The sequence below is a fragment of the Streptomyces sp. 4F14 genome (assembly GCF_048159485.1).
Taxonomy (GTDB): Bacteria; Actinomycetota; Actinomycetes; order Streptomycetales; family Streptomycetaceae; genus Streptomyces.
In genome coordinates, this window is sequence record NZ_JBLRVY010000004.1 from 211,174 (window position 1) to 236,627 (window position 25,454).

Genomic DNA, 25,454 nt, shown 5'->3' on the forward strand with positions numbered 1-25,454 from the left:
TGTCGCGCACCCACGCGCGCACCGTATGGCCGGAAAGCGGCCCCTCCCCCGCGCGCGGTTTCCCTCACCTCCCGGGGGACACCCGGGCCGTACGGCGGACGGAGCGCCGGTGTCCTGTGTCAAGATCCGGTAGGACCGGGAGGTGATGAGGATGGCCGAGGACGACGGGAACGCCGAGGACGGACTCCACGTCGAGCGCGCCCGCGTCACGCACGAACTCATCGCCGGGGTGCAGGGGCTGCCGGCGTCCCAGGTGCCGGAGGCCCTGTGCCGGGCGTGCGTCGCGCTGCTCCCGGTGGCCTCGGGGCTGTCGGTGTCGGTGCTCGGCGACAGCACGGACATCGGGGTCGTGCTGTGCGCGAGCGACGACGTCGCGGCGCGGCTCGCGGAGATCCAGTACACGCTCGGGGAGGGCCCCGGCATGGAGGCGGTACGGCTGCGGGCGCCCGTGTTCGCGGCCGACCTGACGAGCCCCCCGGCGACGCGGCGCTGGCCGCTGTTCTCCGTGCAGGCCGCGAAGGCGGGCGCGGAGGCCGCGTTCTCGCTGCCGCTGGCGGACGGCTCGGGCACGCTCGGCACCCTCGACCTCTACCGCGAGACGTCCGGTTCCCTCAGCGACGCCCATGTCCGCACCGCCCTGCTGGTCGCCGACGCCGTCGCGCTCGCCGTCCTCGCCCTCGACCACGCTTCTGCGGACCCCGAAGGAGTCGTAACGTGGCTGGCGGGAGCCGAGACGGACCGCGAGGAGGTGCACCAGGCCACCGGGATGATGATGGTACGGCTCGGGGTGAACGCCGAGGAGGCGCTGCTGCGGCTGCGGGCCCGCACCTTCTCCGAGGGCCGTACCGCCACCGAGGTCGCCCGGGGCATCATCGACGGCACCCTGGACCTGCGCGATGACTGAGCGGACGACCGCCTGGGAGGCACGATGAACCGCGAACGGCAGTTGGTGCGGGCGTTCGTGGCCCTGTCGGACACGTACGCCGCCGAATTCGACCCGCTGCACCTCTTCCACCGGCTGGTGCACACCTGCCAGGACCTCCTGGACGTGGACGCGGCGGCCGTCATGATCGCCGACGCGCGGGGCGGGCTCAGGACCATGGCGGCGACCGCCGACGGCAGCGCCTTCGCCGACCTCCTGCACCTCCAGAACGGCCACGGCCCCGCCGCCGACAGCTACCGCACCGGCGAGCGGGTGACCGTCCCGGGCCCCGCCGCCTCCGAGCGCTGGCCGACACTCGCCGCCGCCATGTCCGACGCCGGGTACGCCTGCCTCCAGGCGCTCCCGATGCGGGTGCACGCCCACGCGCTGGGCGCCCTCACCCTCGTACGCGTCTCCCCGGAGCCGTTCGTCGACGACGACACGGATCTCACGCAGGCGCTGGCGGACCTCGCGGCCCTCGCGCTCGTGCACTGGACGGCCGAACCGGTGCGCGCGGACGACGTCGTGTCCCGGGTGCAGGGTGTCATCGCGGCCAAGGCGACGCTGGAGATCGCCAAGGGGATGGTGGCCGAGTACGCGGGCACGACGATCCGCGAGGCGGCCCGGCTGCTCGCCGCCTACGCGGATCATCAGGGGGTGCGGCTCACGGGGACGGCCCAGGCGCTGGTCGACCGGACCCTGGAGCTGTCGGCGGTGCTGGAGGGGCAGCCGCGGGACTGAGACGGCGCTGCCGGGCCGTCCCGCTCGTCAGATCGCCCCGCCGCCCGGGCCGTACCCGGTGTCGTCGAACCCGGTGCCGTCGTACCCGTCGTCCAGGAGGTCCCGGACGCCCCGGGCCGTCAGCGTCACCTCGTCCGGGGTGCCCGCGTCGATGACCAGCATGGGACCCGTCGCCGGCCATTCCTGGGCGAGAGCGCCGAGGAGGACCCTGCGGTGCCGGGTGACCTGCGGGAAGGCCCGGGTCAGGCGGTCCCGCGAGGTGAACACCGGGACGAGTTCGGTGCCGTCGGGCTGTTCGTAGACGGGGACGGCGACCGTCACGGGCGGCTCCTCGCCGGGCGGCTCGCCGACCGGGACGAGGATCTCGCTCGCGGCGAGCGTGCGCAGTTCGGCCCGGTCCGCGTCGCCCGTGACGACCGCCCTCAGGGCGAGACGGACGGCGGAGTCGGCACCGTTGGGAAAGTGGTCGGTCACGGGATCCACTCCGATTCGTGTCAGGGGGTACGCGTCGTCCCCGGGTGCCCTGCCCGATGTGTCCCATGCCCGGGGCCGCCGCCGGGTTTGCGCGGCGCACGACGGGAGACCCGGCACGCGTACACGCACCCTCCGGAGCAAGGACCATGACCATTCCCCGGCCGCCCGGCCAGCCCGACCCGACCCGCCCGGACCCGCTGCCGCCCCGGCCCGTCCCTCCTCCCCCGCCACGGCCTCCGCTCCCGGACCCCGAGCCGACACCCGAGCCGGAACCGGCGCCCGCGGGGCTGTCGGCGCCTCAACTCCCTTACCGGGCAAGGGAGTACGGGTATCGCCCGGTGTGAGGATCCGGTAAGCCCCTTCCCATGCCCCTGTCCCGACAATGCCGACGGCATCTGCGCAACTGCTTCACACAGGCTGCGCACGGCCTGTCGAAAGGCTCGCTAGCGTTCTGGCCGTTCGATCCCCCGTGCGAACGGGCAGCCAGGCCACGGCGCACCGAGCCGATGGCACAGTCGAGTCAGGAAGGCCACGGATGGACTACTGCTCCACGTGCCGTCGTCATCTCAACGGTGCACTGGTGTGCCCCGGGTGCGGTGCCTACGCCCCGGACATCGCCCCGCTCCCCGGCGGAGCGCCCGCACCGATCGCGTCGGGCACGGCGGCACAGGTCCAGCACGCCTTCCCGGCCGAGACCCGCCAAGTCACCCCGTACGACGCCTCGTTCGACACCGAGCCCGCCGAGACCGCGTACGACGCGGACACCCCGTACGACAGCGCCGTCCCCGACGGGCGGGCCGCGCGCCGGCGGCAGCGTGAGCGGTGGAAGAAGACCCAGCGGCGGGCGCTGGTCGCGACCGCGGTCGCCCTCGTCGGCGGCGGGCTCACGGTCTCCTCGATGAACCGGCACTCCACGGACCGCACCCAGGCCGCGTCCGCGCCGGACCGGGAGACGATGGGGGTCGCCGAGGAGGAGATCGGGCAGCCCACCCCGGGCACCTCCCTGTCCGATGCGCAGCGCACCACGCCCGGTACGGCGCCGGGCCGCTCCTCGGCGGCGCGCGGCACGGGCGCGGGCACGGATACGACCGGGTCCACGCCCTCCGCGCCGAGCGCGCACACGCCGAACACGCCGCGCGGGCAGGCCGCCGCGCAGCCGCAGGCCGCCCCGGTGAGCGGGCGGTCCGCCCAGCAGGCCACGCCTGCCGCGCCCTCCACCGGGTCGACGGGCGCTTCCACGACGCCGGGCGGCTCCGGGACGGCGACGCAGCCGACGCCCGCGCCCTCGCCGACGCCGTCCGGGGACTCCGCGTCGGGAACGGGCTCGTCGGGGTCGGGTACGTCAGGGTCGGGCACCTCGGGTTCCGGGACCTCCGGCTCGGGGACGTCCGGGTCGGGCACCTCCTCGGACGCGACCGACCCCGCCGGGCTGTGCCTGCTCGGGCTGGTCTGCATCACCTGAGCCTGAGCCGGGCCGAGCCGGGCCGAGCGGCACATGGGCGGGCCCCGCATTCCACGGGGCCCGCCCATCGCCGTACAGCCCGTCAGTTCGCCGGTGCCAGCAGCTGTGTCGTCGCCAGCCGCGCGTACAGCCGGTCCCCGGCGAGCAGTTCCTCGTGGGTGCCGACCGCGCGCACGCGTCCCGCCTCCATCACGACGATCCGGTCGGCGCGGGTCACGGTCGACAGGCGGTGGGCGACGACGAGGACGGTCGTGTCGCGGGCGGTCTCCTCGACGAGGTCGCGCAGGGCGAGTTCGTTGACCGCGTCGAGCTGTGAGGTCGCCTCGTCCATGAGGAGCAGCCGGGGCCGCCGCAGCAGGGCCCGGGCGATCGCGACGCGCTGGCGCTCACCGCCCGAGAGGGCCGAACCCCGGTGTCCCACGGGCGTGTCGAGGCCGTCCGGGAGCCGGTCGACGAGCCCGGTGAGCCGGGTCCGCGCCAGGACGTCGCGCAGGTCCTCGTCGCTCGCGCCGGGCGCGGCGAAGAGGAGGTTCTCGCGGAGCGTGCCGGCGAGGACGGGCGCCTCCTGCTCGACGTACCCGAGGGTGGAGCGCAGATGCGGCAGGGACCAGTCGCGTACGTCGGTGCCGTCGACGAGGACACGTCCCGAGTCCGTCTCGTAGAAGCGCTCCAGGAGCGCGAACACCGTCGACTTGCCGGCGCCGGAGGGGCCGACGAAGGCGGTGAGGCCGGTGGCGGGGATGTCGAAGCTCACCCGGTCGTGGACCGGCGGGAGATCTGGACCGTAACGGAAGGAGACGTCCTCGAAGCGGACCCGCGCGGCGCAGCCCGGCGCGGGCGGGGCGGGGTTCGCCGAGGCCCAGGGCTCGGTGGCGAGGCGTTCGGCGCGGGTGATGCGGGAGATCGCGGCGGCGCCCTCCTGGTACTGGGTGACGGCGTCGACGAGCCGGGACACCGGGTCGATCAGGTAGAAGAGGTACAGCAGGAACGCCATCAGCGTCGACACGGGGATCGCGCCGGACGCGACCCGCATCCCGCCGACGCCGAGCACGGCGAGGAACGACACCTGCACGGCGAACCCGACCGAGGCGTCCGCCGCCGACGACCACTTCGCGGTCCGTACGCCGTGCTGCCACGCCCGCCGCACCGCGGCCTGCGCGCGCACGGTCTCCCGCTCCTCCGCGCCGGACGCCTTGATGGTGCGGTACGCCCCGAAGGCCCGCTCCAGCACGGTGGAGATCTCCCCCACCGACTCCTGGGCGCGTTCCGTGGCCCGCGCGATCTTCGGCATGACCAGCGCGACGGCCCCTCCGATCACCACGAGGACGCCCAGGGTGACGCCCAGCAGGACGGCGTCCAGGGCGGCCATCAGGGCGAGCGCGGCGACGAACGCGACGGAGCCGGTGGCGGCGGAGACGATCGCGTGGGTGGTGACGGCCCGCAGCAGCGTCGTGTCGGAGGTGACCCGGGACATGAGGTCGCCCGGCGGGACGCGCTCCACCTCCACGAGCCGCAGCCGCAGCAGCCGTCCGACGAGGGAGCGGCGGGCCGCGAGGACCACCGACTCGGCCGTGCGCTCCAGGACGTATCCGCCGAGGGCCTCGGCGGCCGTGCCGAGCACCACCAGCGCGGTCAGCGCGAAGAGGATCCCGGCGACGGCCTCCCCCGCCGACAGCCGGTCCAGGAGCGCCTTCGTGGCGAGGGGCTGCACCAGCCCGCCGGCCGCGCCGACCAGCGCGAGGAGCAGCCCCAGCGCGACGGCCCAGCGGTGCGGGCGGACGTACCCGCCCAGCGCCTTGAGGGTCTCCCGTGCGGGCGGTGTCTCCACCGTGGCCTCGGGTCCGCCGCTGTTCATCCGTGTGCTCCTCGCGCTGCTGGTCCGGCCTTCCATCCCAGCGCGTCGCGGGTTCTCGATCATCCCCCGGCCAGGGGGAACACCCCCGCCGACCGGCGGGAGCGCGGTCAGAGCGCGGTGAACGTCCAGAGCAGGTTGGTGCTGCTGCCGTACGTCCACTGCTTGGTGACCGAGCCGGAGGGGACCGCGCCGCCGCCGTCGAGGACGAGGCCGGTGACGCGGTTGGCGATGGTGTGGCGGCCGTCGCCGCGGTGGACGATCCGCCACTGCTGGGCGGCGGAGCCGTTCCAGGCCGCCTGCCGGGCGGCGGAGCCGTCGGCGGTGGCGCCCCAGCCGTCGGCGACCATCCCGTTGCCCTGGTTGACCAGCTTGTACCAGCCGTCGCCGGTCTCGACGGCCTGCCACTGGAGGTTCGGGCTGCCGTCCCAGGTCCACTGCTTGAGTCCCGCCCCCGAGGCGACGTCGCCGCCGCTGTCGAGGGCGAGGCCGCTGGTGACGTTGGTGATCCTGAACCGGGCCGACGGCGCGAACTGCACCTTCAGGGAGCCGAAGCGCAGGCCGGAGGCGTCCTCGGTGACGGTCCGGAAGGGGCCGGTGAGGTCGTCCGCGCTGTGGCCGACGACCTGGAAGCCGGGGGCCAGGCGCAGCGAGAAGGGGGTACGGGAGCGCAGTCCCGCCGCTGTGAGGGCCGGTGCCGGGTAGTCGCCGACGGGCAGGACGGCGGCGTCGCGGTCCTGGTGGGCGACGGTGCCGGACAGGGGGCGCAGGTGGGGTACGGGGCCGGCGAAGGTGAGTTTGAGGACGTAGGCGCCCGCGCTGTAGGGGGCGCCGGCGGGCAGGGCGACCCGCAGTCCGGCGGGGCCCTGGGTGGGGGCGGGCAGGTCGAGGTAGGTTCCGGCGTCGGAGCCGAGGAGCTGTACCGAGGCCAGCGTCGAGAGGTCGATGCGGTCGGTGGCGAGCGTGGTGATCGTCAGGGAGTCTCCGGGCCAGCCGAGGACGGTCGCGTACAGGACACGGCCCGCCTTGTCGCGGGTGAAGCGGATGTCCTGCGCGGTCCCGGCGTGCGGTCGGGTGAAGGAGCCGCCGCCCATCTTGGTGGGGCCCTCGCCGTACGCCGTCCAGGCCCGGGTCGCGTACACGGACTCGCCGAAGCGGCGCAGGTGGTCGCCGATGCCGAGGAGGATGTCCCGCTGGGCCTGCGGGATCGTGCCGTCGGCCATGGGCGCGATGTTGAGCAGGACGTTGCCGTTCTTGCTGACGCGGTCGAGGAACGAGTGCAGCATCTCCTGGACGGTGTAGTAGCCGATGCCCTGGGTGTAGCACCAGCTGCTGCTGGAGATGCTGTCGTCGGTCAGCCAGTAGGGGGCGGTGAGGTCGGCGGGGCCGCCGCGTTCGTAGTCGAAGACCTCGCCCTTGCCGTTCATGCCGTCCTTGTAGGTGGCGACGACCTCCTGGCCCCGGCTGTCGGCCTGGTTGTAGTAGTAGGCGAGGAAGTCGAGGCGGCGCCTCTCGTCGACGGCGGTCAGGTTGAAGTCCTGCCAGAGGATGTCGGGGTGCGCCCGGTCGACGACCTCCTTGAGCTTGTCGTACCAGAGCTGGTTCTCGGCGGCCGGTCCCAGCTGGCCGTAGAACTTGCGCAGGCTCGGGTCGCTCTGGGCGGGGGCGTGCTCGTAGAAGCCGGTGAAGTTGTAGGCGTGGTGCATCGCCACCAGCAGCTTGAGGCCCTGGGAGCGGATGGCGGTGGCGAAGATCCGCAGCAGGTCCAGGCGCGGGCCCCGGTCGACCGAGTTCCACTCGTTGACCTGGCTGTCCCACATGGAGAACCCGTCGTGGTGCTCGGCGACCGGGCCCGCGAACCGGGCGCCGGAGGCGGCGAAGAGCCGCGCCCACTCCTCGGGGTCGAAGTTCCCGCCCTGCGCCCTGAGCTTCGGGGCGAACTGGACGCGCCGGCCCGACGCGTCGTCGGCGCCGGTGACGAACTGGTGGTAGGGCCAGTCGGCGGGCTGTCCGTAGGTCTCCACGTGGTGGCGGTTGGCGCGGCTGCCGGACTCGTACATGTTGCGCGGGTACCACTCGTTGTCGTAGGCGGGGACGCTGAAGACACCCCAGTGGAAGTAGATCCCGAACTTCGCGTCCCGGAACCACTCCGGGGCCGCCGGGTGCCGGTCGAGGGAGGCCCAGTCGGGGGTGTAGGCGGCTGGCGCGGCCTGCGCGACGGCGGGTGCGAACATCCCGCCCGCGACAGCTGCGGCGGCCACGCAGGTGGAACCGCCCAGGAAGCGGCGCCTGTTGAACGAGTTCGACATGGGGACATCCCTGCTGTGGGGGGCTTCGTCAGACACGAAGGTCGGGCCTGGGGGTGGGGCGTGTCAACGGGCTTGAAGGGATGAATCACTGTGCCGAGCAGGGAAGTTGGGGCGTTTCCCTTACCTTTCATCCAGCTTGTCACCCATGAGACATCGCATGTCTGGCGGCATTATCATCGGGCCAGCGGATCAACGGGAGGGAAGCGGTATGTCGCTGACGGACAAGGCCATCGCGCAGATCCGCGAACTGATCCGGACGGGCGCGCTTCCCCCCGGTTCCAAGCTCCCCCCGGAGCCCGATCTCGCCGCCCAGCTCGGCCTCTCCCGCAACCTCGCCCGCGAGGCCGTCAAGGCGCTGGCGGTGGCCCGGGTCCTGGAGGTCCGCAGGGGCGACGGCACGTACGTCACCAGCCTCCAGCCCAGCCTGCTCCTGGAGGGCCTCGGCGGCGCGGTGGAACTCCTCCAGGGCGACTCGGCGGCCCTCAAGGACTTCATGGAGGTACGCCGGCTCCTGGAACCGGCGGCGACCGCGCTCGCGGCGACCCGCATGACGGACACCCAACTCGCCGAGGTCAAACGGCACCTGGACGCCATGCGGGAGGCCCGCGACGACGTCGAACAGCTCAACGCCCACGACGCGGCCTTCCACCGCGCGGTCGTCACCGCCACCGGCAACGACACCCTCCTCGCCCTCCTGGAGGGCATCTCCGGCCGCACCCTGCGCGCCCGCATCTGGCGCGGCCTGGTCGACGACCGCGCCTCGGGCCGCACCCTCGCCGAACACGAGGCGATCTACACGGCCCTCGCCACCCGCGACGCCGTCCTCAGCCAGGCCGCCGCGCTGCTGCACGTGAGCAACACGGAGCAGTGGCTGAGGGAGCATCTGCGGTCGCACGCGTGAGCGTCGATCTGCGTTCGACGGGGTGACAGGGACAGCGGGGTTCCCTATAGTCCCGTCCAACACGCTATGGGAGCGCTCCCACCAGTGCGGAGGTGAGGGTGCCCCGGCTTGGTATCCGTATCCGGCCGTACCTCCGAAAGAGGCCCCCGCATGCGACCGAAACCGCACCTCCCCCACTCCCTGCTCGGCGCGCTCGTGACCGCGTTGGTCACTGTCGCCGCGCTCTTCACCGTGACCTCGTCGGCGCAGGCCGACACTCTGCTGTGCGAGCAGTACGGGACGACCACGATCCAGGGGCGCTATGTCGTCCAGAACAACCGGTGGGGCACGTCCCAGGCGCAGTGCGTCACCTCCACCGACACCGGGTTCCGGGTGACCCGGGCGGACGGCTCCGTGCCGACGAACGGGGCGCCGAAGTCGTACCCGTCCGTCTTCAACGGCTGCCACTACACGGTCTGTTCGCCCGGGACGAGCCTGCCCAAGCAGGTGTCCGGGATCTCCAGCGCGCCGAGCAGCATCTCGTACGGGTACGTGTCGGACGCCGTGTACAACGCGTCGTACGACATCTGGCTGGACCCGACGCCCCGTACCGACGGGGTGAACCGGACCGAGATCATGATCTGGTTCAACCGGGTCGGGACGATCCAGCCAATCGGGTCGCCGGTCGGGAACGTGACCGTGGGCGGCCGGAGCTGGCAGATGTGGCAGGGCGGGAACGGGACGAACGACGTGCTGTCGTTCGTCGCGCCGTCGGCCATCGACTCGTGGAGCTTCGACGTCATGGACTTCGTGCGGCAGACGGTCGCGCGCGGACTGGCGCAGAACAACTGGTATCTGACGAGCGTCCAGGCCGGGTTCGAGCCGTGGCAGAACGGGACGGGGCTCGCCGTCAACTCCTTCTCGTCCAGCGTGAACACGGGCACCGGGCCGGGAACTCCCGGTGGCGGTACGGCCTGTTCGGTGACGTATGCGACGAACGTGTGGACCGGCGGCTTCACGGCGAACGTGACCGTGGGCAACACGGGTTCGGCGCCGGTCACGGACTGGCGGCTGGCGTTCGCGCTGCCGTCGGGGCAGCAGATCACCAGCGCCTGGAACGCGTCGGTCACCCCGTCCTCGGGGTCGGTGACGGTGGCGCCGGTGGCGCACAACGCGAGCATCGCGCCCGGCGGGACCCAGTCGTTCGGGTTCCAGGGGACGTACAGCGGGACGTTCGCCGCGCCGACTGTTTTCACCCTGAACGGAACTCCCTGCTCATCCGCGTGATCTGACGGGTGGCGTCGGGGTGACGCTGTGAGAAATCTGTGCGTCGCCGGAACCGATCGGTGGATCTTGTGCCTCTTGTGAGGTGTCTTCCCCACCGACGATCTTCACCGACGAGACAAGGAACCACGTTGTCGCACGCACGACGCCTCATCACCGGCGCCACCCTGATCGCCGCCCTCGCCACCGGAGTCCTCCCGGCCACCGCCGCGTACGCCGCTCCGGCCCCGACCACCCCCGCCGCCGACATGGACGGCGTGGAGACCGCCCTCAAGGCGGCGATGGCCCAGGGCGCCCCCGGCGCGATGGCCCGCTACGTGGGCCCGTACGGCGCGCAGGTGCGCACGGTCGGCGTGCGGGACCGCGAGTCGGGCGCCCCGATGGACATCAAGGCGCGGTTCCGCGTCGGCAGTGTCACCAAGACGTTCTCCAGCGTGGTCCTCCTCCAGCTCGTCCAGGAGGGCAGGCTGACGCTGGACGCGCCGGTCAACCAGTACCTGCCGGGGCTGCTGCCGGACGACCGGATCACCGTGCGCAACCTGCTGACGCACCGCAGCGGTCTCGCGGACTACACGGACGACATGTTCGAGCACACCGTCCCGGGCTTCGAGTCCGTCCGGAACCGGGTGTTCAGCTACCAGGAGCTGCTGAACCTGTCGCTGGCGCTGCCCCGCACCACCGAGCCCGGGGTGTCGTACCGCTACTCCAACACGAACTTCGTGGTCGTCGGGATGCTCATCGAGAAGCTGACGGGGACGCCGGTCGCGGCCCAGTACGAGCAGCGGATCTTCGAGCCGCTGCACCTCAAGGACACGATGTACGTGCACCCCGAGGCCAAGATCCCCGGCTTCCACGTGCGCGGTTACCTGCACCCCGACGAGGCGGGCGCCCCGCTGGTCGACTCGACGGAGCAGACGGTGTCCTGGGCGCAGTCCGCCGGGGCGATCATCTCCAGCCCGGCCGACCTGAACACGTTCACCACCGCGCTGATGCGGGGCAGGCTGCTGTCCCCGCAGATGCTGGACGCGATGACGACGGTCACCCCGACCGACACCACCAACACGCGCTTCTACGGGCTCGGGCTGCGGCGCTACGACCTGACGTGCGGCACGCAGGTCTTCGGGCACACCGGGACCGTGCAGGGCTTCTACACGTACACGTTCGCGACGAAGGACGGCAAGCGGGCGCTGTCCGCGATGGCGAACACGTCGAACAAGGGGTCCGCGAACACGGCGCTCGGCGGGACGCTGGAGGCGGCGTTCTGCGGGAAGAAGCCGTCGGCCGCGGCGAAGTTCCGGACGGCCGAGGCGGACATCGCCGAGCAGCGCTGAGTCCGACGGGGTCCCGCTCGCAGGGTGGGCGGGACCCCGGAGCCACCGCCGCTCAGTTAGCCCCACCATTGGCCACAGTCATTAATTATTATTAAATGGCGGCCATGACGATCACCCCTGCGGACTTCACCGCGCGCCTGGGCCGCGACCGGCTCGCCGCGATCGTGCGCGGCCGCTCGGCGGACGCCGCCCTGCACACCGTCCTCACCCTCGTCGAGGAGGGGATCGGCCTCGTCGAGGTCTCCCTCAACACGACGGAGGCGTACGAGGTGATCGCGCGAGCCGTCCGTACGGCGGGCGGCGACGCCCTGATCGGCGCGGGCACCGTCGTCACCCGGGACCAGCTGCTGCGCGCCCGGGACGCGGGGGCCTCCTGGATCGTCACCCCGGTCCTGGGCGAGGGCGTCCACGCGGCCGTGGCGGAGGAACTCCCCGTCCTCGCGGGCGCGTTGACGCCGACGGAGGCGCATGCCGCGCTGGCCGCCGGGGCGAGCGCGGTGAAGCTGTTCCCCGCCTCGTTGGGCGGCCCGGCCTATCTGCGGGCCCTCAAGGACCCGTTCCCCGACATGCCGGTCGTCCCGGTGGGCGGCGTGGACGCCGAGTCGGTGCCGGAGTGGTTCGCGGCCGGGGCCCTGGCCGTCGGCGTCGGTTCGCCCCTCGTCGGGGACGCGGCACACGGCGGCGACCTGGCTCAACTCCGGGCGCGGGTACGGCGGTTCCGCGAGGTGACGGCGTGAGCGCGGACGTCCTGACCTTCGGCGAGACGATGGTGTCCCTCCAGGCCGAGGGTGCGCTCACCGTGGGCGCCACGGCCCGTACGTCGATCGCCGGGGCCGAGTCGAACGTCGCCGTGGGGCTCGCCCGCCTCGGTCACCGCGCCTCCTGGGCGGGCCGGCTGGGCGCGGACGAACCGGCCCGTACGATCCTGCGGGCGCTGCGCGGCGAGGGCGTCGACGTCCGGCACGCCACCACCGACCCCGAGGCGCCGACGGGGGCCATGCTCCGTGAACGCCTCGCGGGCGACGTGACCCGCGTCCACTACTGGCGCACGGGTTCCGCCGCCTCCCGGCAACGTCCCGAGCACCTCGCCGCCGCCCTGGCCGATGGGGCCCGGCTGCTGCACGTCACCGGCATCACCTGCGCGATCGGAGCGGGCGACGCGGTGACGGCGGCCGTCGAGCACGCCCGCGCGTACGGCTGGACCGTCGTCCTGGACGTCAACCACCGCTCCCGCCTGTGGAGTCGGGACGCGGCGGCGGACTGCCTGCGTCAACTGCGCGGCCAGATCGACGTACTGGTCGCCTCGGACGACGAACTGCCCCTGGTCGCCGACGAGATCGGGGAGCTGCTGGCGGCCGGGGTGCGGGAGGTGGTGGTCAAGCGGGGTGGCGACGGCGCCGACCTGTACACCGCCGACGGCGGCCGGCTGCGTCAACCCGCCCTGCCGGTACGGGTGGTGGACACGGTCGGCGCCGGGGACGCGTTCTGCGCGGGGTATCTCTCCGGGCTGCTCGACGGCTTGGCGCCGGGTGAGCGGCTGCGGCGCGCTGCCGTCGCCGGGGCGTTCGCGGTGGCCTCGCGCGGGGACTGGGAAGGGCTGCCGCACCGTGACGAACTCGCCCTGCTGGACGCGCCGTCCGGCAGCGCGATCCGCTGATGGCCGCCTACTCCGGCCGGGGTGTGCACGGTCAGGTCGTCCACACGCTCGGCGCGCGCATCGTGGGCGGGGCGATCGGCGTCGGCGCGACGCTGGACGTCGGCGCGCTCGGGGCCGAACTGGACGTCAGCCAGACCGTGATGCGGGAGGCGCTGAAGGTGCTCGCCGGGAAGGGCCTGACCGACGCCCGGCAGAAGCGGGGCACGTTCGTGCGGGAGCGGGCGCACTGGAACCTCCTCGACGCCGACGTGATCCGTTGGCGGATGGAGACGGGCGACGGCGAACGGCTCCTGCGCGACCTCACCGACGTCCGCGCGATCGTCGAGCCGGCCGCCGCACGCCGGGCGGCCCTGCACCGTACGGACGCCGATCTGGCCGTGCTCGACGCGGCGCTGGAGGCGATGGGTCGGGCGCGGGGCGACGCCCTGGCCGCCGCCGAGGCGGACGTGTCCTTCCACCGCGCGCTGCTCGCGGCCACCGGGAACGAGCTGCTGGCCCGGATGGACCTCCTCCTGGAGCCGGGCCTGCGCGAGCGGGACCGGATGATCCACGCCCACGCGGACGCCGGCGACCCGGTCCCCGGCCACCGCGCGGTCCTCGACGCCGTCCGTGAACAGGACGCCGCACGCGCCGAGTTCACGATGCTGGAGCTGCTCGCGCGGGCGGCCGAGGACGTCAGGTCCGCCGGTGTCCCGCCCGGCACAGGCACGGCTACGATCCCGGCATGACGATCACGTACGCCTGGCGGGGTGAGATCGACGACGACGCCCTCGACCGGCTCCACGCCGAGGGTTTCGGGTATCCGGCGGGCGGCACGAGGTGGGCGGAGCGGCTGCGGCGGCACAGCCTCGGCTGGGTCTGCGCGGTCGACGGCGGTGTCCTCGTCGGGTTCGTCAACGTGGCCTGGGACGGCGGGAGTCACGCCTTCCTCCTGGACACGGTGGTCGCCCCGGACCGCCGGCAGGAGGGCATCGGCGTCGCCCTCGTCGCCGCTGCCGCCGAGGGAGCCCGCGCCGCCGGATGCGCCTGGCTCCACGTCGACTTCGAGGAGCACCTGCGTCCGTTCTACCTGGACGCCTGCGGTTTCCGGGAGACCGCCGCCGGGCTGCTGGCCCTCTGACGCCCCGCCTTCCACACCGCCGCCCCGGCCGCGAGGACGGACAGCGCGATCCCGGCGTACACCACCGGATTCACCCACCCCGGCACCAACTCGCTCCCCACCCCGTCCCCGGTGACGCACTGGGCGCTGACCGGCAGCGTCATCCGCGTGACGATGCGGTCGCCGGGCAGGCCCTGGGCCGCGCACATCTGGTCCGGGTCGAGGATGTGGAAGCCGGACATCACCCCCCACCCGTACGCCCCGAACGCCGAGGCCCCGGCGGCGAGGGCGGCCAGGGCGTACGTCGCCGTACGGGGCCGGCCCGCTCCCCGCAGGTGCCGGGCGGCGGCCACGAGGGCGGCCAGCGCCACCCAGGGCGTGACGAACGGCGCGAACATGACGGCGAGATACAGGAAGTCCTCCACGCATGACCGGACATCATCGGCGCGTGGCCGGTTCCCCACGTAGGGGGAATCGCGTGCCCGTCCGGCGTCGAGCGGGACGGGCGGGCCCTGCTCGGCCCCGTCCGGCAGCCCGTGGGCGCGTGAGGCCATCGGATCAGGACGCCCAGCGACGGGAACAGGCCGAATCCGGGCCTCGCCGAAGTGGCCTAACTCGCCATGCCCGCACCGGAGTTAGGGTGGGCAGCGCGCGATTAGATGATACGTCACCTTTCTCGGCCTCGCTCAGGAGGAGCACGTGCGTACAGGTTTCTCACTCCCCCAGTTCGCCCCGATGGACCGGCAGTTCGACCAGCTCGCCCGCTTCGCCCGGGAGGCCGAGGAACTCGGCGCCGGCAGCCTGTGGGTCGGCGACCGGGTGCTCGCGGCGCTCGACCCGGCCGTCGGCTACGGCGGCGGCACCACGATCCCGCCGGAGCTGCACGCCGCGCTGGACCCGTTCGTCGCCCTCTCCGTGGCAGCGGCTGTCACCGACCGGGCGCTGCTCGGCACCAGCACCCTCATCGCCCCCTGGTACCCGCCCCTGCTGCTGGCCCGTTCGCTGACCGGCATCGACGTGGTGAGCCGGGGCCGCCTGATCGCCGGGCTCGGCTCGGGCTGGTCTCCGGAGGAGTACGAGGGCGTCGGGGTGCCCTGGAAGGAGCGGGGCGCCCGGCTGGACGAGTCCCTCGACATCCTGGAGTCGGTGTGGACCGCCGCCCCCGTCCCCCGGTACGACGGCGCCCACCACTCCGTCCCGGCCGCGCACATCGGCCCGAAGCCGGTCCAGCGGCCCCGCCCGCCGGTCTACCTCTCGGCGTTCTCGCCCGCCTCGCAGCGCCGCGCCGCCCGCCGCGCGGACGGCATCATGCCGGTCGCCTTCGTGACGCCCGGCGGGAGCTACGACCCGGCGGCGACGGTCACCGCCCCGCTCCGGGACCTCCGCCGGCTCGCCGAGGCCGAGGGACGTGACCCGGCCGGCGTCGGCGCGATCCTGCGGATCAACGTCGCGGCCGGCTCGACGCCCCGGGACATCGCGGACGTCGTCCGGCGCACCCGGGACGAGACAGAGCTGGACCACGTCTTCGCGGACCTCGTCTACCTGGTCGACCAGAGCGTGGACCAGGCCCTCGACCTGGCCGGGCAGGTCCTCGAACTGTCACGCTGACCCGGCTGTCCGGCGCGGCGGCGGCGAACGTATCCTCCGCGCGTGACTGCCACCGAACTGATGCGGCTGCCCGGCATGCCGCTGCACGATCCGTACGTCGTCGCCGACGCCAAGTCCCGCACCTACCACCTCTACACGTCCAACGAACCGTCCGTGTCGGGCGTCGAGGGCGCGGGGACGATGGTCTACCGCAGCACCGACCTGCGTGACTGGGCGCCGCCGGTCGTCGTCTTCCGCGCCGCCGCGCAGGACGGCATCTGGGCGACCGACGGCGCGTGGGCGCCCGAGGTGCACGAACGGGCGGGCCGCTACTACCTGTTCACCACGCTGCACAACGAGGAACGGCGCCTGGCGGAGGGGACGTACATGCGCGGCACGGTCACCGCCGTGTCCGACTCCCCGCTGGGCCCGTTCACCGTCCTGGACCCGTCCCGGCCGACGACTCCCGGGCATCTGATGACGCTCGACGGCACGCTCTACACCGACCCGGACGGGCAGCCGTGGATGGTGTACGCGCACGAATGGCTCCAGACCGTCGACGGCACGATCGAGGCCGTCCGTCTCACCGCGGACCTCTCCGGCACGGTCGGCGACCCGGTCCACCTCTTCCGGGGCTCGGACGCGTTCTGGCTGAACGAGCAGATCCCCGCCGGCACGCCGTACCGCCTCCCGCCGTACGTCACCGACGGCCCCCAGCTGGTCCGCGCCCCCGACGGCGCGCTGCTCATGCTGTGGTCGACGTACGAGAAGAACGTGCCCGGCGCGGACGGCTCCCTGTCCGGGGACTACGTCCAGACGTACGCGGTCTCGGAGTCCGGGGCCCTCACCGGGCCGTGGACGCAGCGCCGCCCCCTGGTCCGCGAGGACAGCGGCCACGGCATGCTGTTCCGCACCTTCGAGGGCGAGTTGATGATGATCCTGCACCGGCCGTTCGAGAACGCGCGCGGCAAGCTGTACGAGATGCGGCTCGACGGCCATGAGCTGAGCGTCGTGCGGCAGCGCACGGACCTCGACGGCTGACCCGGCTCACCAGCGTGACCCGCCCCGGTGCCGGCCGGGCCGGTCGGGGGCGTTGCCGAGGTCGTGCGGGGTGGGGCGGGGCGCGTCGTCCGGGAGGCGGGGCACCTCGTTCGGCTCCCGGGTCTGGCGGTGCTCGGACTCGTCGACCGGCTGCCGGACCGGCTCCTGGGGCGGGAGTCGTCCCGGCGACTGCTCGCGCCGGCGCACCCGGGTGCCGAACCGGACGGCCCACACCAGGGCGGCGGTCAGGAGCAGACCGCACAGGACGACGGCCACCGAACCCACGATTGTCGTGTTCACCGGCCCCGGGTACCCAGTACCCGGGGTCCGATGCGTGCTACTCGCGCCGTCCCGCCGTGTCCCTGACCGGCGTGCCGCCCGTGCGGCCCGGGTCCGGAGGCGGGGTGACCGCGCGGTCCGCGTGGCCGGGCCACCACGCGGCGTGGCCGATGAGGGCCGTCAGGCTGGGTGTGAAGAACATCGCCATGACGAACGCGGCGATCGCGATGCCGAAGGAGACCGCGAAACCCATCTCGGTGAGGAGGGAGTTGCCCGCGAGCATCATCGTCGCGAAGGTCGCGGCGAGGATGAACCCGGCCGCGGCGACGGTCGGCCCGGCGTGGCGCAGGGCCATGCCGGCGGCCTCGCGGGGACTGCGGCCCTCGCGGGCCTCCTCGCGGAGCCGGGCGATCATGAGGATGTTGTAGTCGGTGCCGATGGCGACGACGAACAGATACATGATCACCGGGAGCATGAACATCAGCCCCGAGTGCCCCTGCATGTCCTGGAAGATCCACACGGTGGCGCCGAGGGTCGCACCGAAGCCGAGCCCCACGGAGGCGATCAGGTACCAGGGCGCGACGACGCTGCGCAGCAGGAGCCCCAGGATGACCATGATCAGCGCGGCGGCGACCGGGAACACCGTGCGGTAGTCGTGGTTGACGGCCGACTGGATGTCCTTGTAGATCGACGACATGCCACCCACCAGGGCCTTCGTCCCCTCGGGCGCCTGGTCGTGGGCGACGGAGCGCACCTTGCCGACCGCGTCCAGCGCCTTGTCGGTGGACGCCTCGTACTTGAGGGTGACGGTGAAGTCGGCGGTCGTGCCCTCCTTGTTCGTCTGCGTCATCTTGGCGCTGGCGACCCCGTCGACCGCGCCGAGCTTCTCGGCGTACGACGCGAACGCGGACCGGTCGAGGGGGCGGCCGTCGGTGCTGGAGAGGTAGACGTCGGTCGGCGCGGCGGCGCCCGCCGAGTACGCCTTGCCCATCTCGTCCTGGACGACCATCGACTCCTTGGTCTTCGGCATGGAGCCCGAGGCGAGGTCGAAGGTCGCCTTGTAGCCGAGGGTGCCCAGCGACAGCACGAGCAGGACGATCCCGGAGACCGCGGCGGTCAGTGCGGGCCGGCGCTGCACGGCCCGGCCGAGGGCGGCGAAGCGGGCGTCGGAGGGTTCGTGCTGCCAGGACTTCGAGGGCCAGAAGATGCGCGGCCCGATCAGGGAGACGACCGCCGGGATCAGGGTCAGGCCCGCGATGAGGGTGACGGTCACCGCGATGGCGAGAGCCGGGCCCATCTGCTTGAGGAAGCCCAGCGTGGACAGGACCAGCGCGAGGAACGCGATGATGACGGCGCCGGCCGCCGAGGCGATGGCCTCCCCGACCCGGGCGACCGCGTTGACCATGGCCTGCTTGGGTTCGTCGCCGGCGCGCAGGCGTTCTCGGTAGCGGAACATCAGGAACAGGAAGTAGTCGGTGCCCACGCCGAACAGCACGACGATGAGGATCGACGAGATCGAGCTGTTGGCCTGGAGGTCGAACAGCTTCGTGGCGTACGCGATGAGCGAGTTGGCGATCACGGCGACGATGCCGATGAGGACCAGCGGGAGGAACGCCAGGATCGGCGCCCGGAAGATGATCAGCAGCGTGACCAGGATGATCACGAACGTGCCGATGCCGATGAGGGCTTCACCGCGTTTGGAGGAGTCCTGCTGGTCGAGGGCCTGCGCGGCGGATCCGCCCAGCTTGACCTGGAGGTCCGTGCCCTGCGCGAGCGCCTTCACGTCGTCGCGCAGGATCTTCGCCGCGTCCGCCTGTTTCGGCTGGCCCGCGTTCTTGCTGTCCATCTGGACGAGGGTCATCGTGTAGCGGCCGTCCTCGGAGGGCTGGCCCTCGACGACCTTCTGCACCTGGTCGATCTTCTTGGCGCCCAGCTCCTGGGTGATCCGCGTGACGTCCCGCTTGTCGGCGGCGGTCAGCTTCCCGCCGTCGTCGCGCTGGAAGAGGGCGATCGCGGACGGCGTGAAGGCGCTGGGGAACGCCTTCTCCTGGAGGTCCGCCGCCTTGATGGACTCATAACTCTTGGGCAAAAAGCTCGACTCGTCACTGCTGGACGGAAGACTCGGAGCCGTCGCGGCGATCGCCACCGCCGCGATCAGCCAGGCCAGGATCGTCCAGACCGGATGCCGGACGACAGTGTCGCCCATACGTCGGAACATTGCGGGACCCCTCCTGATCAGGAAGATCACCACACCCGGGGAGCGGTCCCTGGCATCGGCGACCCGGCCGGCTCCCCGTCGAGCCGGCCGAACGGATGTCTCAGCTCTTCATCGTAGGGACGGGCACCGCCGCGCGCCTCTGATATCAACATCGTCCGATCCCACCGGACGAAACTTTCGGCTCCTTTCCGGGAATTGGCCGGAAATACCTGACGCAGCGCATTGCCGCCCCTCTGGCGCGTTCCTATGGTGGGAGCGCTCCCACCCCTAGTACCGGTAACCCCTCCAGGAGGTGCCATGCGCTCCTTCCGCTTACGTCGCCACAGCCCCGGACTGCTGGTGGCGACCGCTCTCGCCGGGGTCGCGGCCCTGGTCGGCACGACGGTCCACCAGTCCCTGCCCGCGAGCTCCGTCCTCGCGGCCGGCGTCGAGGACGACGGGCTCGACTGCCCGGTGGCGGCGACGCCGACGGCGTCCAAGGCGCTGCTCCCCGACCCGTTCACCAGGATCGACGGCTCCCGGGTCACCACGGTCGCCGACTGGCGGTGCCGGCGCGCGGAGATCCGGGAACTGGCGGAACGCACCGTCTACGGCCAGAAGCCGGCGAAACCCGCCTCGGTCACCGGATCCGTCACCTCCAGCCGCATCACCGTCGACGTCAGCGACCAGGGCAGGAGCGCGAGCTTCTCGGCGGGCGTCGAACTGCCCAGCGGAACCGGGCCGTTCCCGGCCGTGATCGTGTACGGCGGGTTCGGCGCGGACACCGCGACCATCAAGGCCGCCGGGGTCGCCGTCATCAGCTACGACCCGTACGCGGTCGGCGCCGAGAACACGCCCCGCAACAACAAGCAGGGCGCCTTCTACAGCCTGTACGGCTCCACCAGCAGCACCGGGCTCCTGATGGCCTGGTCCTGGGGCGTCAGCCGGATCATCGACGTCGTCGAGCAGGCGGGCGGCTCCGTCCTCAAGGCCGACGCGACCGGCGTGACCGGGTGCTCGCGGTTCGGGAAGGGCGCGTTCGTCGCCGGGGCGTTCGACCAGCGGATCGCGCTGACGATGCCGATCGAGTCGGGGACGGCCGGTGTGCCGATCTGGCGGGGCATCCCCGGGGAGAGCGGGTCGGAGCCGCTGACCAACGCGTACAACGGTCAGCCGTGGTTCGGCGACGCCTTCAGCCCGTACGTGGGCAACCCGAACGCCCTGCCCGTCGACACCCACGAGATCGTCGGGATGGTCGCGCCCCGGGGGCTGTTCGTCATGGACAACCCGCACATCGACTGGCTCGGCGCACGCTCCGGCAGCGTCGGCGCGCTCGGCGGCGCCGAGGTGTACAAGGCGCTGGGCGCGGGGGCGAACATCAGCTACTGGTCGGACGTCCAGGACGGGACGCACTGCGCGTCCCGGGCGGAGTGGCGGGCGCCGCTCCAGCAGAGCCTGGCGAAGTTCCTCAAGGGGACGGGGAGTTCGCCGGGGGTGTTCCGGGTCGCCGCGAACAAGGCGGGGAATCTGGGGCAGTGGCGGGACTGGAGCACGCCGGTGCTTTCGGGTGGGGGGGGAGCACTTCGGGTGGGACCACGGCAGGGGGGACCACTACGGGTGGGACCGCTGCGGGTGGGACGACCACGGGGACAACGACGGGTACGACGACCGGGACCACTACGGGCGGTACGACCGGCGGGGGTGAGCCGGGGGCCGTCTGTACCGCCGTGCACCGGACCGTCGGTTCGTGGCAGGGCGGCTATCAGGGCGAGGTGACCGTCACCAACGGGAGTTCCGCCGCCCTCGCCGGCTGGACGGTCACGCTGCCGCTGCCCGCCGGGCAGACCGTCTCCAGTCTGTGGAGCGGTCAGAGCACCGGCACCACGGGGAACGTGACCGTGCGCAACGCGTCCTGGAACGGGGCGTTGGGCGTCGGGGCGAGCACCACGTTCGGGTTCACGGTCAGTGGGGGGACGACCGCGCCGAGCGGTCTGAGCTGCGCGAGCCCCTGAGAGCGGGGCGGGCGGGGTGACATCCGGCGGCCCCGCCCGCCCCTCTCACTGCCCGACCCGGCCGTCCACCCGCTCCCGCAGCAGATCCGCGTGTCCGCAGTGCCGGGCGTACTCCTCGATCCCGTGGACGATCAGCTCCCGGATCGAGACCTGGTCCTTCCCCACCCGCTGTCCGAGGTCGGGGAACGCGGCCAACGCCTCGTCCAGCGCGTCCTGTTCCCGCTTGAGGTCGGCGTACGCGGCGTCCACGACGGCCTGGTCGGCCACGGCGCCCAGGAAGTCCGCGTCGCGTGCGCCGTACAGCTTGGGCAGCGGGTCCCCGAACCAGCCGCGCCAGTCACGCTCCACCTCGGCGAGGTGCCGCAGGAGGCCGAGCAGGGACATCGTGGACGGCGGGACCGAGCGCTCCGCGAGCTGCTGCGGCGTCAGGCCCTCGCATTTCATCAGCAGGGTCAGGCGGTACCCGGAGAGGAAGTCGAGCAGCGTCGCCAGCTCCCCGTCCGGACTCGCGCCCTCGCGGGGGTCGTCGTCCGGGTCGACCCACATGTCGGGGTAGACGCTCGCCTGGGTCCATCGTTCGGGAGTGTCGCTCATGCGCGTCATGGTCCCGGCCGGGCCTGCGGCACGCCAGCGGATTTCACCGGCACCGGGCGGCCGGGCGCAACCTTCGGGGCGATCCGGTTGTCTCATCCCGTAACGGGACACCCGACGCTTGGGGGAACAAGTGTTACGACGCAGCGCCATCCTCATGATCACCGCTCTGACGACCGCGGCCCTCGGCGCGGCCGTGGTGCCCGCCGCCGCGGCGGACCTCTCCGCGCGGACGGCCGTCGCCTGTCCGACCGGCTGGGGCAGCCTGGTCAAGAACAACTGGTCCAGCACGTCCGGCGAGTACATCACCAACGTCCGGATCGGCACCCACGACTGCTACGACCGTTTCGTGGTCGACGTCCCCGGCGCGACGGCGAGCCAGCTCGGGTACACCGTCCGCTACGTCGACACCCTCATCCACGACCCCAGCGGCGATCCGGTCCCGGTGACCGGCGGGGCCATCCTCGAAGTCGTCGTGCACGCACCGACGTACGACCCGGAGACCGGGACGCCGACCTATCCGGGTCCGGCGCCGAAGCCGGTCGGGTACCCGACGTTCCGGGACGCCGTGTACGCGGGCTCCTTCGAGGGGCAGAGCCAGTTCGGGCTGGGGATCCGCGCGCGGCTGCCGTTCCGGGTGCTCCAGTTGGACGGGCGGCTCGTGGTGGACGTCGCCCACACCTGGTAGGTGAGGTGAGGCGTGCCCCGGGTGGGGCACGCCTCGGTGCTCAGCGGTCCTGGGAGAGGGCGTACAGCTCGGCCAGCAGGCTCCCTTCCGTGTTGACGAGGTCGTCGAAGGTGCCTTGTTCGCGGATGCGCCCCTGGTCGAGGACGATCACGCGGTCGGCCATGCGGACGTTGTCGAGGCGGTGGGTGACGACGACGGTGACGCGGTCGGGGGACATCGCGCGCAGCTCGCGGAAGACGATGTGCTCGCCGCGCGCGTCCATCTCACTGGTGGGTTCGTCGAGGACCAGGACGGCGGGCTCGCGGTAGAGGGCGCGGGCGCAGGCGACGCGCTGCCACTGTCCGCCGGAGAGTTCGTGTCCGCCCCACACGGAGCGGGCCAGCAGGGTGTCGAGGCGGTCGGGCAGGGCGGTGAGTGCCTCGTCCATGCCGACGCGGCGGGCGGCGTCCCAGATGCGGTCGTCGTCGTGTTCGCGGGGCTGGCCGAGGGTGATGTTCTCGCGGGCGGCGAGCGGCCAGTGGCCGTTCTTCTGCGGGACGAGGCCGACGTGCCGCCACACCGATTCGGCGTCGGTGACGGCCAGGTCGGTGTCGTCCCACAGGACCCGGCCGCCGGTGGGGACGGTCAGGCCGGTGAGCATGCGGATCAGGGTCGACTTCCCGGCGCCGTTCTCGCCGACGAGGGCGACGACCTCGCCCCGGTTCAGGGTGAGGGTGACGGGGCCCACGGCCGGCGTGTCCTTGCCGGGGTAGGCGTAGGTGGCGTTCTCCAGGCGGATCCGCCCGGGTGCGGTGGCCTGTGTGGTGCCGCGTGCCGTGGTGGTGGCGCGGACCTCGTCCACGAAGTCGTGGTAGTCGGAGAGGTAGAGGCCGTGGTGGAACATCACCGTGCTGTACCGGACGATGGAGTTGAGGGCGCGTCCGGCGGTCTGCGAGGCGACGACGGCGGTCCCGGCGAGTGCCGTGGACATGGCCCCGGCGAGGACCAGTCCGGCCAGTGACATCCACATCCCGAGGGTGAACAGGCCGCCCAGGGACGCGGCCAGCATGGTGACCAGCAGGTAGGGGCGGGCGCCTTCCAGGGCGCGGCCCTCGACGCGGTCGCACATGGCCCGGTACCAGTAGTGCAGGTAGGGGCGCATGGTGTTGGCCCGCAGTTCGTCGGCGAGTTCGGCCGTCGTGAGCCACCAGCGCATCATGCCGCGGACGTTGCGCGCGGAGATGGTGCGGTCGTGGACGCGGTAGTCGATGCGCGCGGCGATCACGCCGCCGAGGCCGCGCGGGACGACGGACAGCAGGAGGACGCCGAGGAGCAGGGGGTGCAGGGAGGTCAGGACGGTTGCCGCCGAGAGGAGTTGGACCAGGGCGTTGGTGAGGGTCTTGGCGTCGTCGGCGAGGTCCACGGCGCGCAGGGCGCCGATCTCGGCGGCCTGGCTGCGGTCGCGGAAGCCCTCCGTGTCGTAGGCGGCGAGTTCGGCGCGCATGTGGAGGTCGACGAGGGTGAGGTCGGCGGCCGAGGCGATCTGGGGGTTGAGGCGTCGGGTGGCCCAGTCGGCGAGGATCCACAGGGCGGCGCCGGCGGCCATCGCCGTGACGGCGACGGTCAGCGCGGGCCAGGCCCGCTCCAGGCCCTCGCGGGGGTCGGCGCCGGTGAGGCGGGGCAGGGCCTGGGCGACGGCGCCGAGCATGACGGCCGTGGCGAGGCCGGACAGGAGCTGGCACACGGCGATCGTGACGACCATGCGGCGGTCGACCCGCCAGGCGAGGCGGGCCGTCTGGAGGAGCGCGGTGGGGATGCGGCGGGCCATGTCCCAGAGGGTGGCGTCCTCCATGGCGTGGCGGTGTTTGCGGCCGTTGTAGTCGAGTTCCGGTGGCGCGGACGGCTGGGGGAGGTCCGTGGCCGGTTCGGGGTGCTGGGTGCGGGCGGCGGGCAGCGACGCGCTGTCGGGCTGGGCGGTCACGCGAACACCCCCGCCATGAGCCGGTCCAGGGTACGGCGGCCCCGGGCGGTGAGCGTGGGGTCGTGGTGGGCCAGGCAGTTGACGGCGTCGATGCCCGCGAGGCAGGTCAGCGCCTGTTTCTCCTCGGGGGTGAGGTCACGGCCGTAGCCCTGGAGGAACGCGGCCCGCAGGTCGGGGCGGTCCGTCCAGGTGGTGCAGGCCAGCGGGACGAAGTCCTGGACGGCGGTGGCGAACCGGGAGCGGTCGAAGTCGATCCAGCCGGCCTGGCGGTGGGTCCGGGACCACAGGAGGTTGCGTTCGCGGGCGTCGCCGTGGGTGAAGGCGAGCGGGAGCGGGGGGAGGGTGCGCAGGCGGGTGGTGAGGCCGCGGACGAGTTTGCGCTCGGGTGCGGTGAGTCCGGCGCGGTGCAGGTGGTTGCCGGCTCCGTCGGCGGCGGCGCGCAGGGCTGCGGCGGCTTCCTTGCGGCGGGGTCCGGACAGTTCGCCGGCCCGGTGCAGGCGGGCGAGGAGGACGCCGCCGTGGCGGTGGGCGCGGGCCTCGTCGGCGGGGGTGAGTGTCTGCTGTTCGAGGGAGCGGCCGGGGACCGCGGTGAGGAGCAGGGCGAGGTGCTGGGCGTTGGAGGCGCGCAGCCTCGGTGCGTGGCCGGCGCCGAGGGCGGGGGCGGCGTGGCGCAGGGCGAGGGTCTCGCGCTCGTACATGAGGGGGCGCGGGGAGAGCTTCAGGTAGAAGCGGGCGCCGTCGGGCAGGGTCAGTTTCCAGACACGGGCGTCGGTCCGCGGCCGGGAGGCGTCCTCCGCCTCGGGGCGGGCGCCGAGGGTGCCGGCGGCCCAGGCGAGGACGGCGGGTGCGAGGCCGGTCATGCGCCCCACCTCGACGAGGGGCGTGACGCGGACGAGAACAGGGCGCGGCGGACGTCGACGGGGCGGCGGGAGGCGGCGCGGGCCGCCTGGGCGGGGGGATTCTCGGACGCGGGCCGATGGGCGGTGCGGGGGCGGACGGTATGCATGGCTTCTCCTCGGTAGCGGGGGCCCGGTGAACTCCCCTGGTCACAGGGGTGGTGCGGGGAGCACCGGGCGGTCGGCCGGGCG

The 25,454-nt window shown here is 72.8% G+C and carries 25 protein-coding genes; 15 read left to right on the forward strand and 10 right to left on the reverse strand.

The window, feature by feature from the left end; translation table 11 throughout:
- Nucleotides 1-151: 151 nt before the first annotated feature.
- Both ACLZOT_RS08015 and ACLZOT_RS08020 read left to right on the forward strand, forming a co-directional pair.
- Nucleotides 152-904 (forward strand): GAF and ANTAR domain-containing protein, encoded by a 753-nt coding sequence (locus ACLZOT_RS08015; protein WP_416968052.1) that lies wholly within the window; start codon nucleotides 152-154, stop codon nucleotides 902-904.
- A 24-nt stretch (nucleotides 905-928) separates the two neighbouring features.
- Nucleotides 929-1,663 (forward strand): GAF domain-containing protein, encoded by a 735-nt coding sequence (locus ACLZOT_RS08020; RefSeq protein ID WP_416968053.1) that lies wholly within the window; start codon nucleotides 929-931, stop codon nucleotides 1,661-1,663.
- Between the two features lie 27 nt (nucleotides 1,664-1,690).
- Here ACLZOT_RS08020 and ACLZOT_RS08025 read toward each other — a convergent pair whose 3' ends face one another.
- Nucleotides 1,691-2,137 (reverse strand): SseB family protein, encoded by a 447-nt coding sequence (locus ACLZOT_RS08025; protein WP_416968054.1) that lies wholly within the window; start codon nucleotides 2,135-2,137, stop codon nucleotides 1,691-1,693.
- 535 nt (nucleotides 2,138-2,672) lie between these two features.
- Between ACLZOT_RS08025 and ACLZOT_RS08030 the strand changes: the two genes are divergently transcribed.
- Nucleotides 2,673-3,599, forward strand: a complete 927-nt coding sequence (locus ACLZOT_RS08030) for an SCO2400 family protein (RefSeq protein WP_416968055.1) — start codon at nucleotides 2,673-2,675, stop codon at nucleotides 3,597-3,599.
- 82 nt (nucleotides 3,600-3,681) lie between these two features.
- On the opposite strand, the gene ACLZOT_RS08035 is transcribed toward ACLZOT_RS08030, so the two are convergent.
- Together ACLZOT_RS08035 and ACLZOT_RS08040 are read right to left on the reverse strand one after the other, a co-directional pair.
- Nucleotides 3,682-5,454, reverse strand: coding sequence for an ABC transporter ATP-binding protein (locus tag ACLZOT_RS08035; RefSeq protein WP_416968056.1), 1,773 nt, complete (start codon nucleotides 5,452-5,454; stop codon nucleotides 3,682-3,684).
- A gap of 107 nt (nucleotides 5,455-5,561) precedes the next feature.
- Nucleotides 5,562-7,760: an alpha-L-fucosidase gene (locus ACLZOT_RS08040; RefSeq protein WP_416968057.1), complete on the reverse strand. Its 2,199-nt coding sequence runs from the start codon at nucleotides 7,758-7,760 to the stop codon at nucleotides 5,562-5,564.
- A gap of 208 nt (nucleotides 7,761-7,968) precedes the next feature.
- Here ACLZOT_RS08040 and ACLZOT_RS08045 point away from each other — a divergent pair, with 208 nt between their 5' ends.
- From ACLZOT_RS08045 to ACLZOT_RS08075, 7 genes are all read left to right on the forward strand, one after another.
- Nucleotides 7,969-8,661 carry a FadR/GntR family transcriptional regulator gene (locus ACLZOT_RS08045; RefSeq protein ID WP_416968058.1) on the forward strand — a complete coding sequence of 231 codons (693 nt, stop codon included), beginning with the start codon at nucleotides 7,969-7,971 and terminating at the stop codon, nucleotides 8,659-8,661.
- 150 nt (nucleotides 8,662-8,811) lie between these two features.
- A complete protein-coding gene (locus ACLZOT_RS08050; protein ID WP_416968059.1) occupies nucleotides 8,812-9,927 on the forward strand; it encodes a GH12 family glycosyl hydrolase domain-containing protein in 1,116 nt (371 codons plus the stop codon).
- A gap of 128 nt (nucleotides 9,928-10,055) precedes the next feature.
- The gene (locus ACLZOT_RS08055; protein WP_416968060.1) at nucleotides 10,056-11,255 is read left to right on the forward strand and encodes a serine hydrolase domain-containing protein; all 1,200 of its coding nucleotides are present in this window, start codon (nucleotides 10,056-10,058) and stop codon (nucleotides 11,253-11,255) included.
- A gap of 104 nt (nucleotides 11,256-11,359) precedes the next feature.
- On the forward strand, nucleotides 11,360-11,992 hold the full coding sequence (locus tag ACLZOT_RS08060; protein WP_416968061.1) for a bifunctional 4-hydroxy-2-oxoglutarate aldolase/2-dehydro-3-deoxy-phosphogluconate aldolase: 633 nt from the start codon (nucleotides 11,360-11,362) through the stop codon (nucleotides 11,990-11,992).
- Nucleotides 11,989-12,912 carry a sugar kinase gene (locus ACLZOT_RS08065; protein WP_416968062.1) on the forward strand — a complete coding sequence of 308 codons (924 nt, stop codon included), beginning with the start codon at nucleotides 11,989-11,991 and terminating at the stop codon, nucleotides 12,910-12,912. The genes ACLZOT_RS08060 and ACLZOT_RS08065 overlap by 4 nt, the downstream gene beginning before the upstream one ends.
- Complete coding sequence (locus ACLZOT_RS08070; protein WP_416968063.1) at nucleotides 12,912-13,640, forward strand: FadR/GntR family transcriptional regulator; 729 nt, start codon at nucleotides 12,912-12,914, stop codon at nucleotides 13,638-13,640. The genes ACLZOT_RS08065 and ACLZOT_RS08070 overlap by 1 nt, the downstream gene beginning before the upstream one ends.
- Entirely contained in the window at nucleotides 13,637-14,032 is a 396-nt protein-coding gene (locus ACLZOT_RS08075) for a GNAT family N-acetyltransferase (RefSeq protein ID WP_416968064.1), read from the forward strand. The genes ACLZOT_RS08070 and ACLZOT_RS08075 overlap by 4 nt, the downstream gene beginning before the upstream one ends.
- Here ACLZOT_RS08075 and ACLZOT_RS08080 read toward each other — a convergent pair.
- Nucleotides 13,978-14,565 carry a hypothetical protein gene (locus ACLZOT_RS08080; protein ID WP_416968065.1) on the reverse strand — a complete coding sequence of 196 codons (588 nt, stop codon included), beginning with the start codon at nucleotides 14,563-14,565 and terminating at the stop codon, nucleotides 13,978-13,980. The genes ACLZOT_RS08075 and ACLZOT_RS08080 overlap by 55 nt on opposite strands.
- Nucleotides 14,566-14,710: 145 nt before the next feature.
- Between ACLZOT_RS08080 and ACLZOT_RS08085 the strand changes: the two genes are divergently transcribed.
- Nucleotides 14,711-15,619: a TIGR03619 family F420-dependent LLM class oxidoreductase gene (locus ACLZOT_RS08085; protein ID WP_416968066.1), complete on the forward strand. Its 909-nt coding sequence runs from the start codon at nucleotides 14,711-14,713 to the stop codon at nucleotides 15,617-15,619.
- Between the two features lie 60 nt (nucleotides 15,620-15,679).
- On the forward strand, nucleotides 15,680-16,639 hold the full coding sequence (locus ACLZOT_RS08090) for a glycoside hydrolase family 43 protein (protein WP_416968318.1): 960 nt from the start codon (nucleotides 15,680-15,682) through the stop codon (nucleotides 16,637-16,639).
- 6 nt (nucleotides 16,640-16,645) lie between these two features.
- On the opposite strand, the gene ACLZOT_RS08095 is transcribed toward ACLZOT_RS08090, so the two are convergent.
- Both ACLZOT_RS08095 and ACLZOT_RS08100 read right to left on the reverse strand, forming a co-directional pair.
- Nucleotides 16,646-16,939: a DUF6479 family protein gene (locus tag ACLZOT_RS08095; protein ID WP_416968067.1), complete on the reverse strand. Its 294-nt coding sequence runs from the start codon at nucleotides 16,937-16,939 to the stop codon at nucleotides 16,646-16,648.
- A 37-nt stretch (nucleotides 16,940-16,976) separates the two neighbouring features.
- Nucleotides 16,977-19,136 carry an MMPL family transporter gene (locus ACLZOT_RS08100; RefSeq protein ID WP_416968068.1) on the reverse strand — a complete coding sequence of 720 codons (2,160 nt, stop codon included), beginning with the start codon at nucleotides 19,134-19,136 and terminating at the stop codon, nucleotides 16,977-16,979.
- Between the two features lie 297 nt (nucleotides 19,137-19,433).
- On the opposite strand from ACLZOT_RS08100, the gene ACLZOT_RS08105 reads away from it, so the two are divergent.
- The gene (locus tag ACLZOT_RS08105) at nucleotides 19,434-20,891 is read left to right on the forward strand and encodes a cellulose-binding protein (protein WP_416968069.1); all 1,458 of its coding nucleotides are present in this window, start codon (nucleotides 19,434-19,436) and stop codon (nucleotides 20,889-20,891) included.
- On the forward strand, nucleotides 20,888-21,127 hold the full coding sequence (locus tag ACLZOT_RS08110) for a cellulose binding domain-containing protein (protein ID WP_416968070.1): 240 nt from the start codon (nucleotides 20,888-20,890) through the stop codon (nucleotides 21,125-21,127). The genes ACLZOT_RS08105 and ACLZOT_RS08110 overlap by 4 nt, the downstream gene beginning before the upstream one ends.
- Nucleotides 21,128-21,172: 45 nt before the next feature.
- Here the strand turns inward: ACLZOT_RS08110 and ACLZOT_RS08115 are convergent, their stop codons facing one another.
- Nucleotides 21,173-21,730 carry a DinB family protein gene (locus tag ACLZOT_RS08115; protein ID WP_416968071.1) on the reverse strand — a complete coding sequence of 186 codons (558 nt, stop codon included), beginning with the start codon at nucleotides 21,728-21,730 and terminating at the stop codon, nucleotides 21,173-21,175.
- 145 nt (nucleotides 21,731-21,875) lie between these two features.
- Here ACLZOT_RS08115 and ACLZOT_RS08120 point away from each other — a divergent pair, with 145 nt between their 5' ends.
- Nucleotides 21,876-22,406, forward strand: coding sequence for a hypothetical protein (locus ACLZOT_RS08120; protein ID WP_416968072.1), 531 nt, complete (start codon nucleotides 21,876-21,878; stop codon nucleotides 22,404-22,406).
- Between the two features lie 40 nt (nucleotides 22,407-22,446).
- Here ACLZOT_RS08120 and ACLZOT_RS08125 read toward each other — a convergent pair whose 3' ends face one another.
- From ACLZOT_RS08125 to ACLZOT_RS08135, 3 genes are all read right to left on the reverse strand, one after another.
- Complete coding sequence (locus ACLZOT_RS08125; protein WP_416968319.1) at nucleotides 22,447-24,213, reverse strand: ATP-binding cassette domain-containing protein; 1,767 nt, start codon at nucleotides 24,211-24,213, stop codon at nucleotides 22,447-22,449.
- Nucleotides 24,214-24,362: 149 nt separating this feature from the next.
- A complete protein-coding gene (locus tag ACLZOT_RS08130) occupies nucleotides 24,363-25,226 on the reverse strand; it encodes a phosphotransferase enzyme family protein (RefSeq protein WP_416968073.1) in 864 nt (287 codons plus the stop codon).
- On the reverse strand, nucleotides 25,223-25,372 hold the full coding sequence (locus ACLZOT_RS08135) for a hypothetical protein (protein ID WP_416968074.1): 150 nt from the start codon (nucleotides 25,370-25,372) through the stop codon (nucleotides 25,223-25,225). The genes ACLZOT_RS08130 and ACLZOT_RS08135 overlap by 4 nt, the downstream gene beginning before the upstream one ends.
- Between the last annotated feature and the right edge of the window lie 82 nt (nucleotides 25,373-25,454).

Bases quoted from the DNA above. Each gene is read 5' to 3' on its own strand.
- ACLZOT_RS08075 (WP_416968064.1), top strand. From the start codon at position 13,637: ATGACGATCACGTACGCCTGGCGGGGTGAGATCGACGACGACGCCCTC.
- ACLZOT_RS08030 (WP_416968055.1), top strand. From the start codon at position 2,673: ATGGACTACTGCTCCACGTGCCGTCGTCATCTCAACGGTGCACTGGTG.
- ACLZOT_RS08070 (WP_416968063.1), top strand. From the start codon at position 12,912: ATGGCCGCCTACTCCGGCCGGGGTGTGCACGGTCAGGTCGTCCACACG.
- ACLZOT_RS08035 (WP_416968056.1), bottom strand. From the start codon at position 5,454: ATGAACAGCGGCGGACCCGAGGCCACGGTGGAGACACCGCCCGCACGG.
- ACLZOT_RS08130 (WP_416968073.1), bottom strand. From the start codon at position 25,226: ATGACCGGCCTCGCACCCGCCGTCCTCGCCTGGGCCGCCGGCACCCTC.
- ACLZOT_RS08125 (WP_416968319.1), bottom strand. From the start codon at position 24,213: ATGGCCCGCCGCATCCCCACCGCGCTCCTCCAGACGGCCCGCCTCGCC.
- ACLZOT_RS08045 (WP_416968058.1), top strand. From the start codon at position 7,969: ATGTCGCTGACGGACAAGGCCATCGCGCAGATCCGCGAACTGATCCGG.
- ACLZOT_RS08050 (WP_416968059.1), top strand. From the start codon at position 8,812: ATGCGACCGAAACCGCACCTCCCCCACTCCCTGCTCGGCGCGCTCGTG.
- ACLZOT_RS08060 (WP_416968061.1), top strand. From the start codon at position 11,360: ATGACGATCACCCCTGCGGACTTCACCGCGCGCCTGGGCCGCGACCGG.
- ACLZOT_RS08100 (WP_416968068.1), bottom strand. From the start codon at position 19,136: ATGTTCCGACGTATGGGCGACACTGTCGTCCGGCATCCGGTCTGGACG.
- ACLZOT_RS08120 (WP_416968072.1), top strand. From the start codon at position 21,876: ATGATCACCGCTCTGACGACCGCGGCCCTCGGCGCGGCCGTGGTGCCC.
- ACLZOT_RS08020 (WP_416968053.1), top strand. From the start codon at position 929: ATGAACCGCGAACGGCAGTTGGTGCGGGCGTTCGTGGCCCTGTCGGAC.
- ACLZOT_RS08080 (WP_416968065.1), bottom strand. From the start codon at position 14,565: ATGGCCTCACGCGCCCACGGGCTGCCGGACGGGGCCGAGCAGGGCCCG.
- ACLZOT_RS08115 (WP_416968071.1), bottom strand. From the start codon at position 21,730: ATGACGCGCATGAGCGACACTCCCGAACGATGGACCCAGGCGAGCGTC.
- ACLZOT_RS08040 (WP_416968057.1), bottom strand. From the start codon at position 7,760: ATGTCGAACTCGTTCAACAGGCGCCGCTTCCTGGGCGGTTCCACCTGC.
- ACLZOT_RS08015 (WP_416968052.1), top strand. From the start codon at position 152: ATGGCCGAGGACGACGGGAACGCCGAGGACGGACTCCACGTCGAGCGC.
- ACLZOT_RS08105 (WP_416968069.1), top strand. From the start codon at position 19,434: ATGCGCTCCTTCCGCTTACGTCGCCACAGCCCCGGACTGCTGGTGGCG.
- ACLZOT_RS08135 (WP_416968074.1), bottom strand. From the start codon at position 25,372: ATGCATACCGTCCGCCCCCGCACCGCCCATCGGCCCGCGTCCGAGAAT.
- ACLZOT_RS08090 (WP_416968318.1), top strand. From the start codon at position 15,680: ATGCGGCTGCCCGGCATGCCGCTGCACGATCCGTACGTCGTCGCCGAC.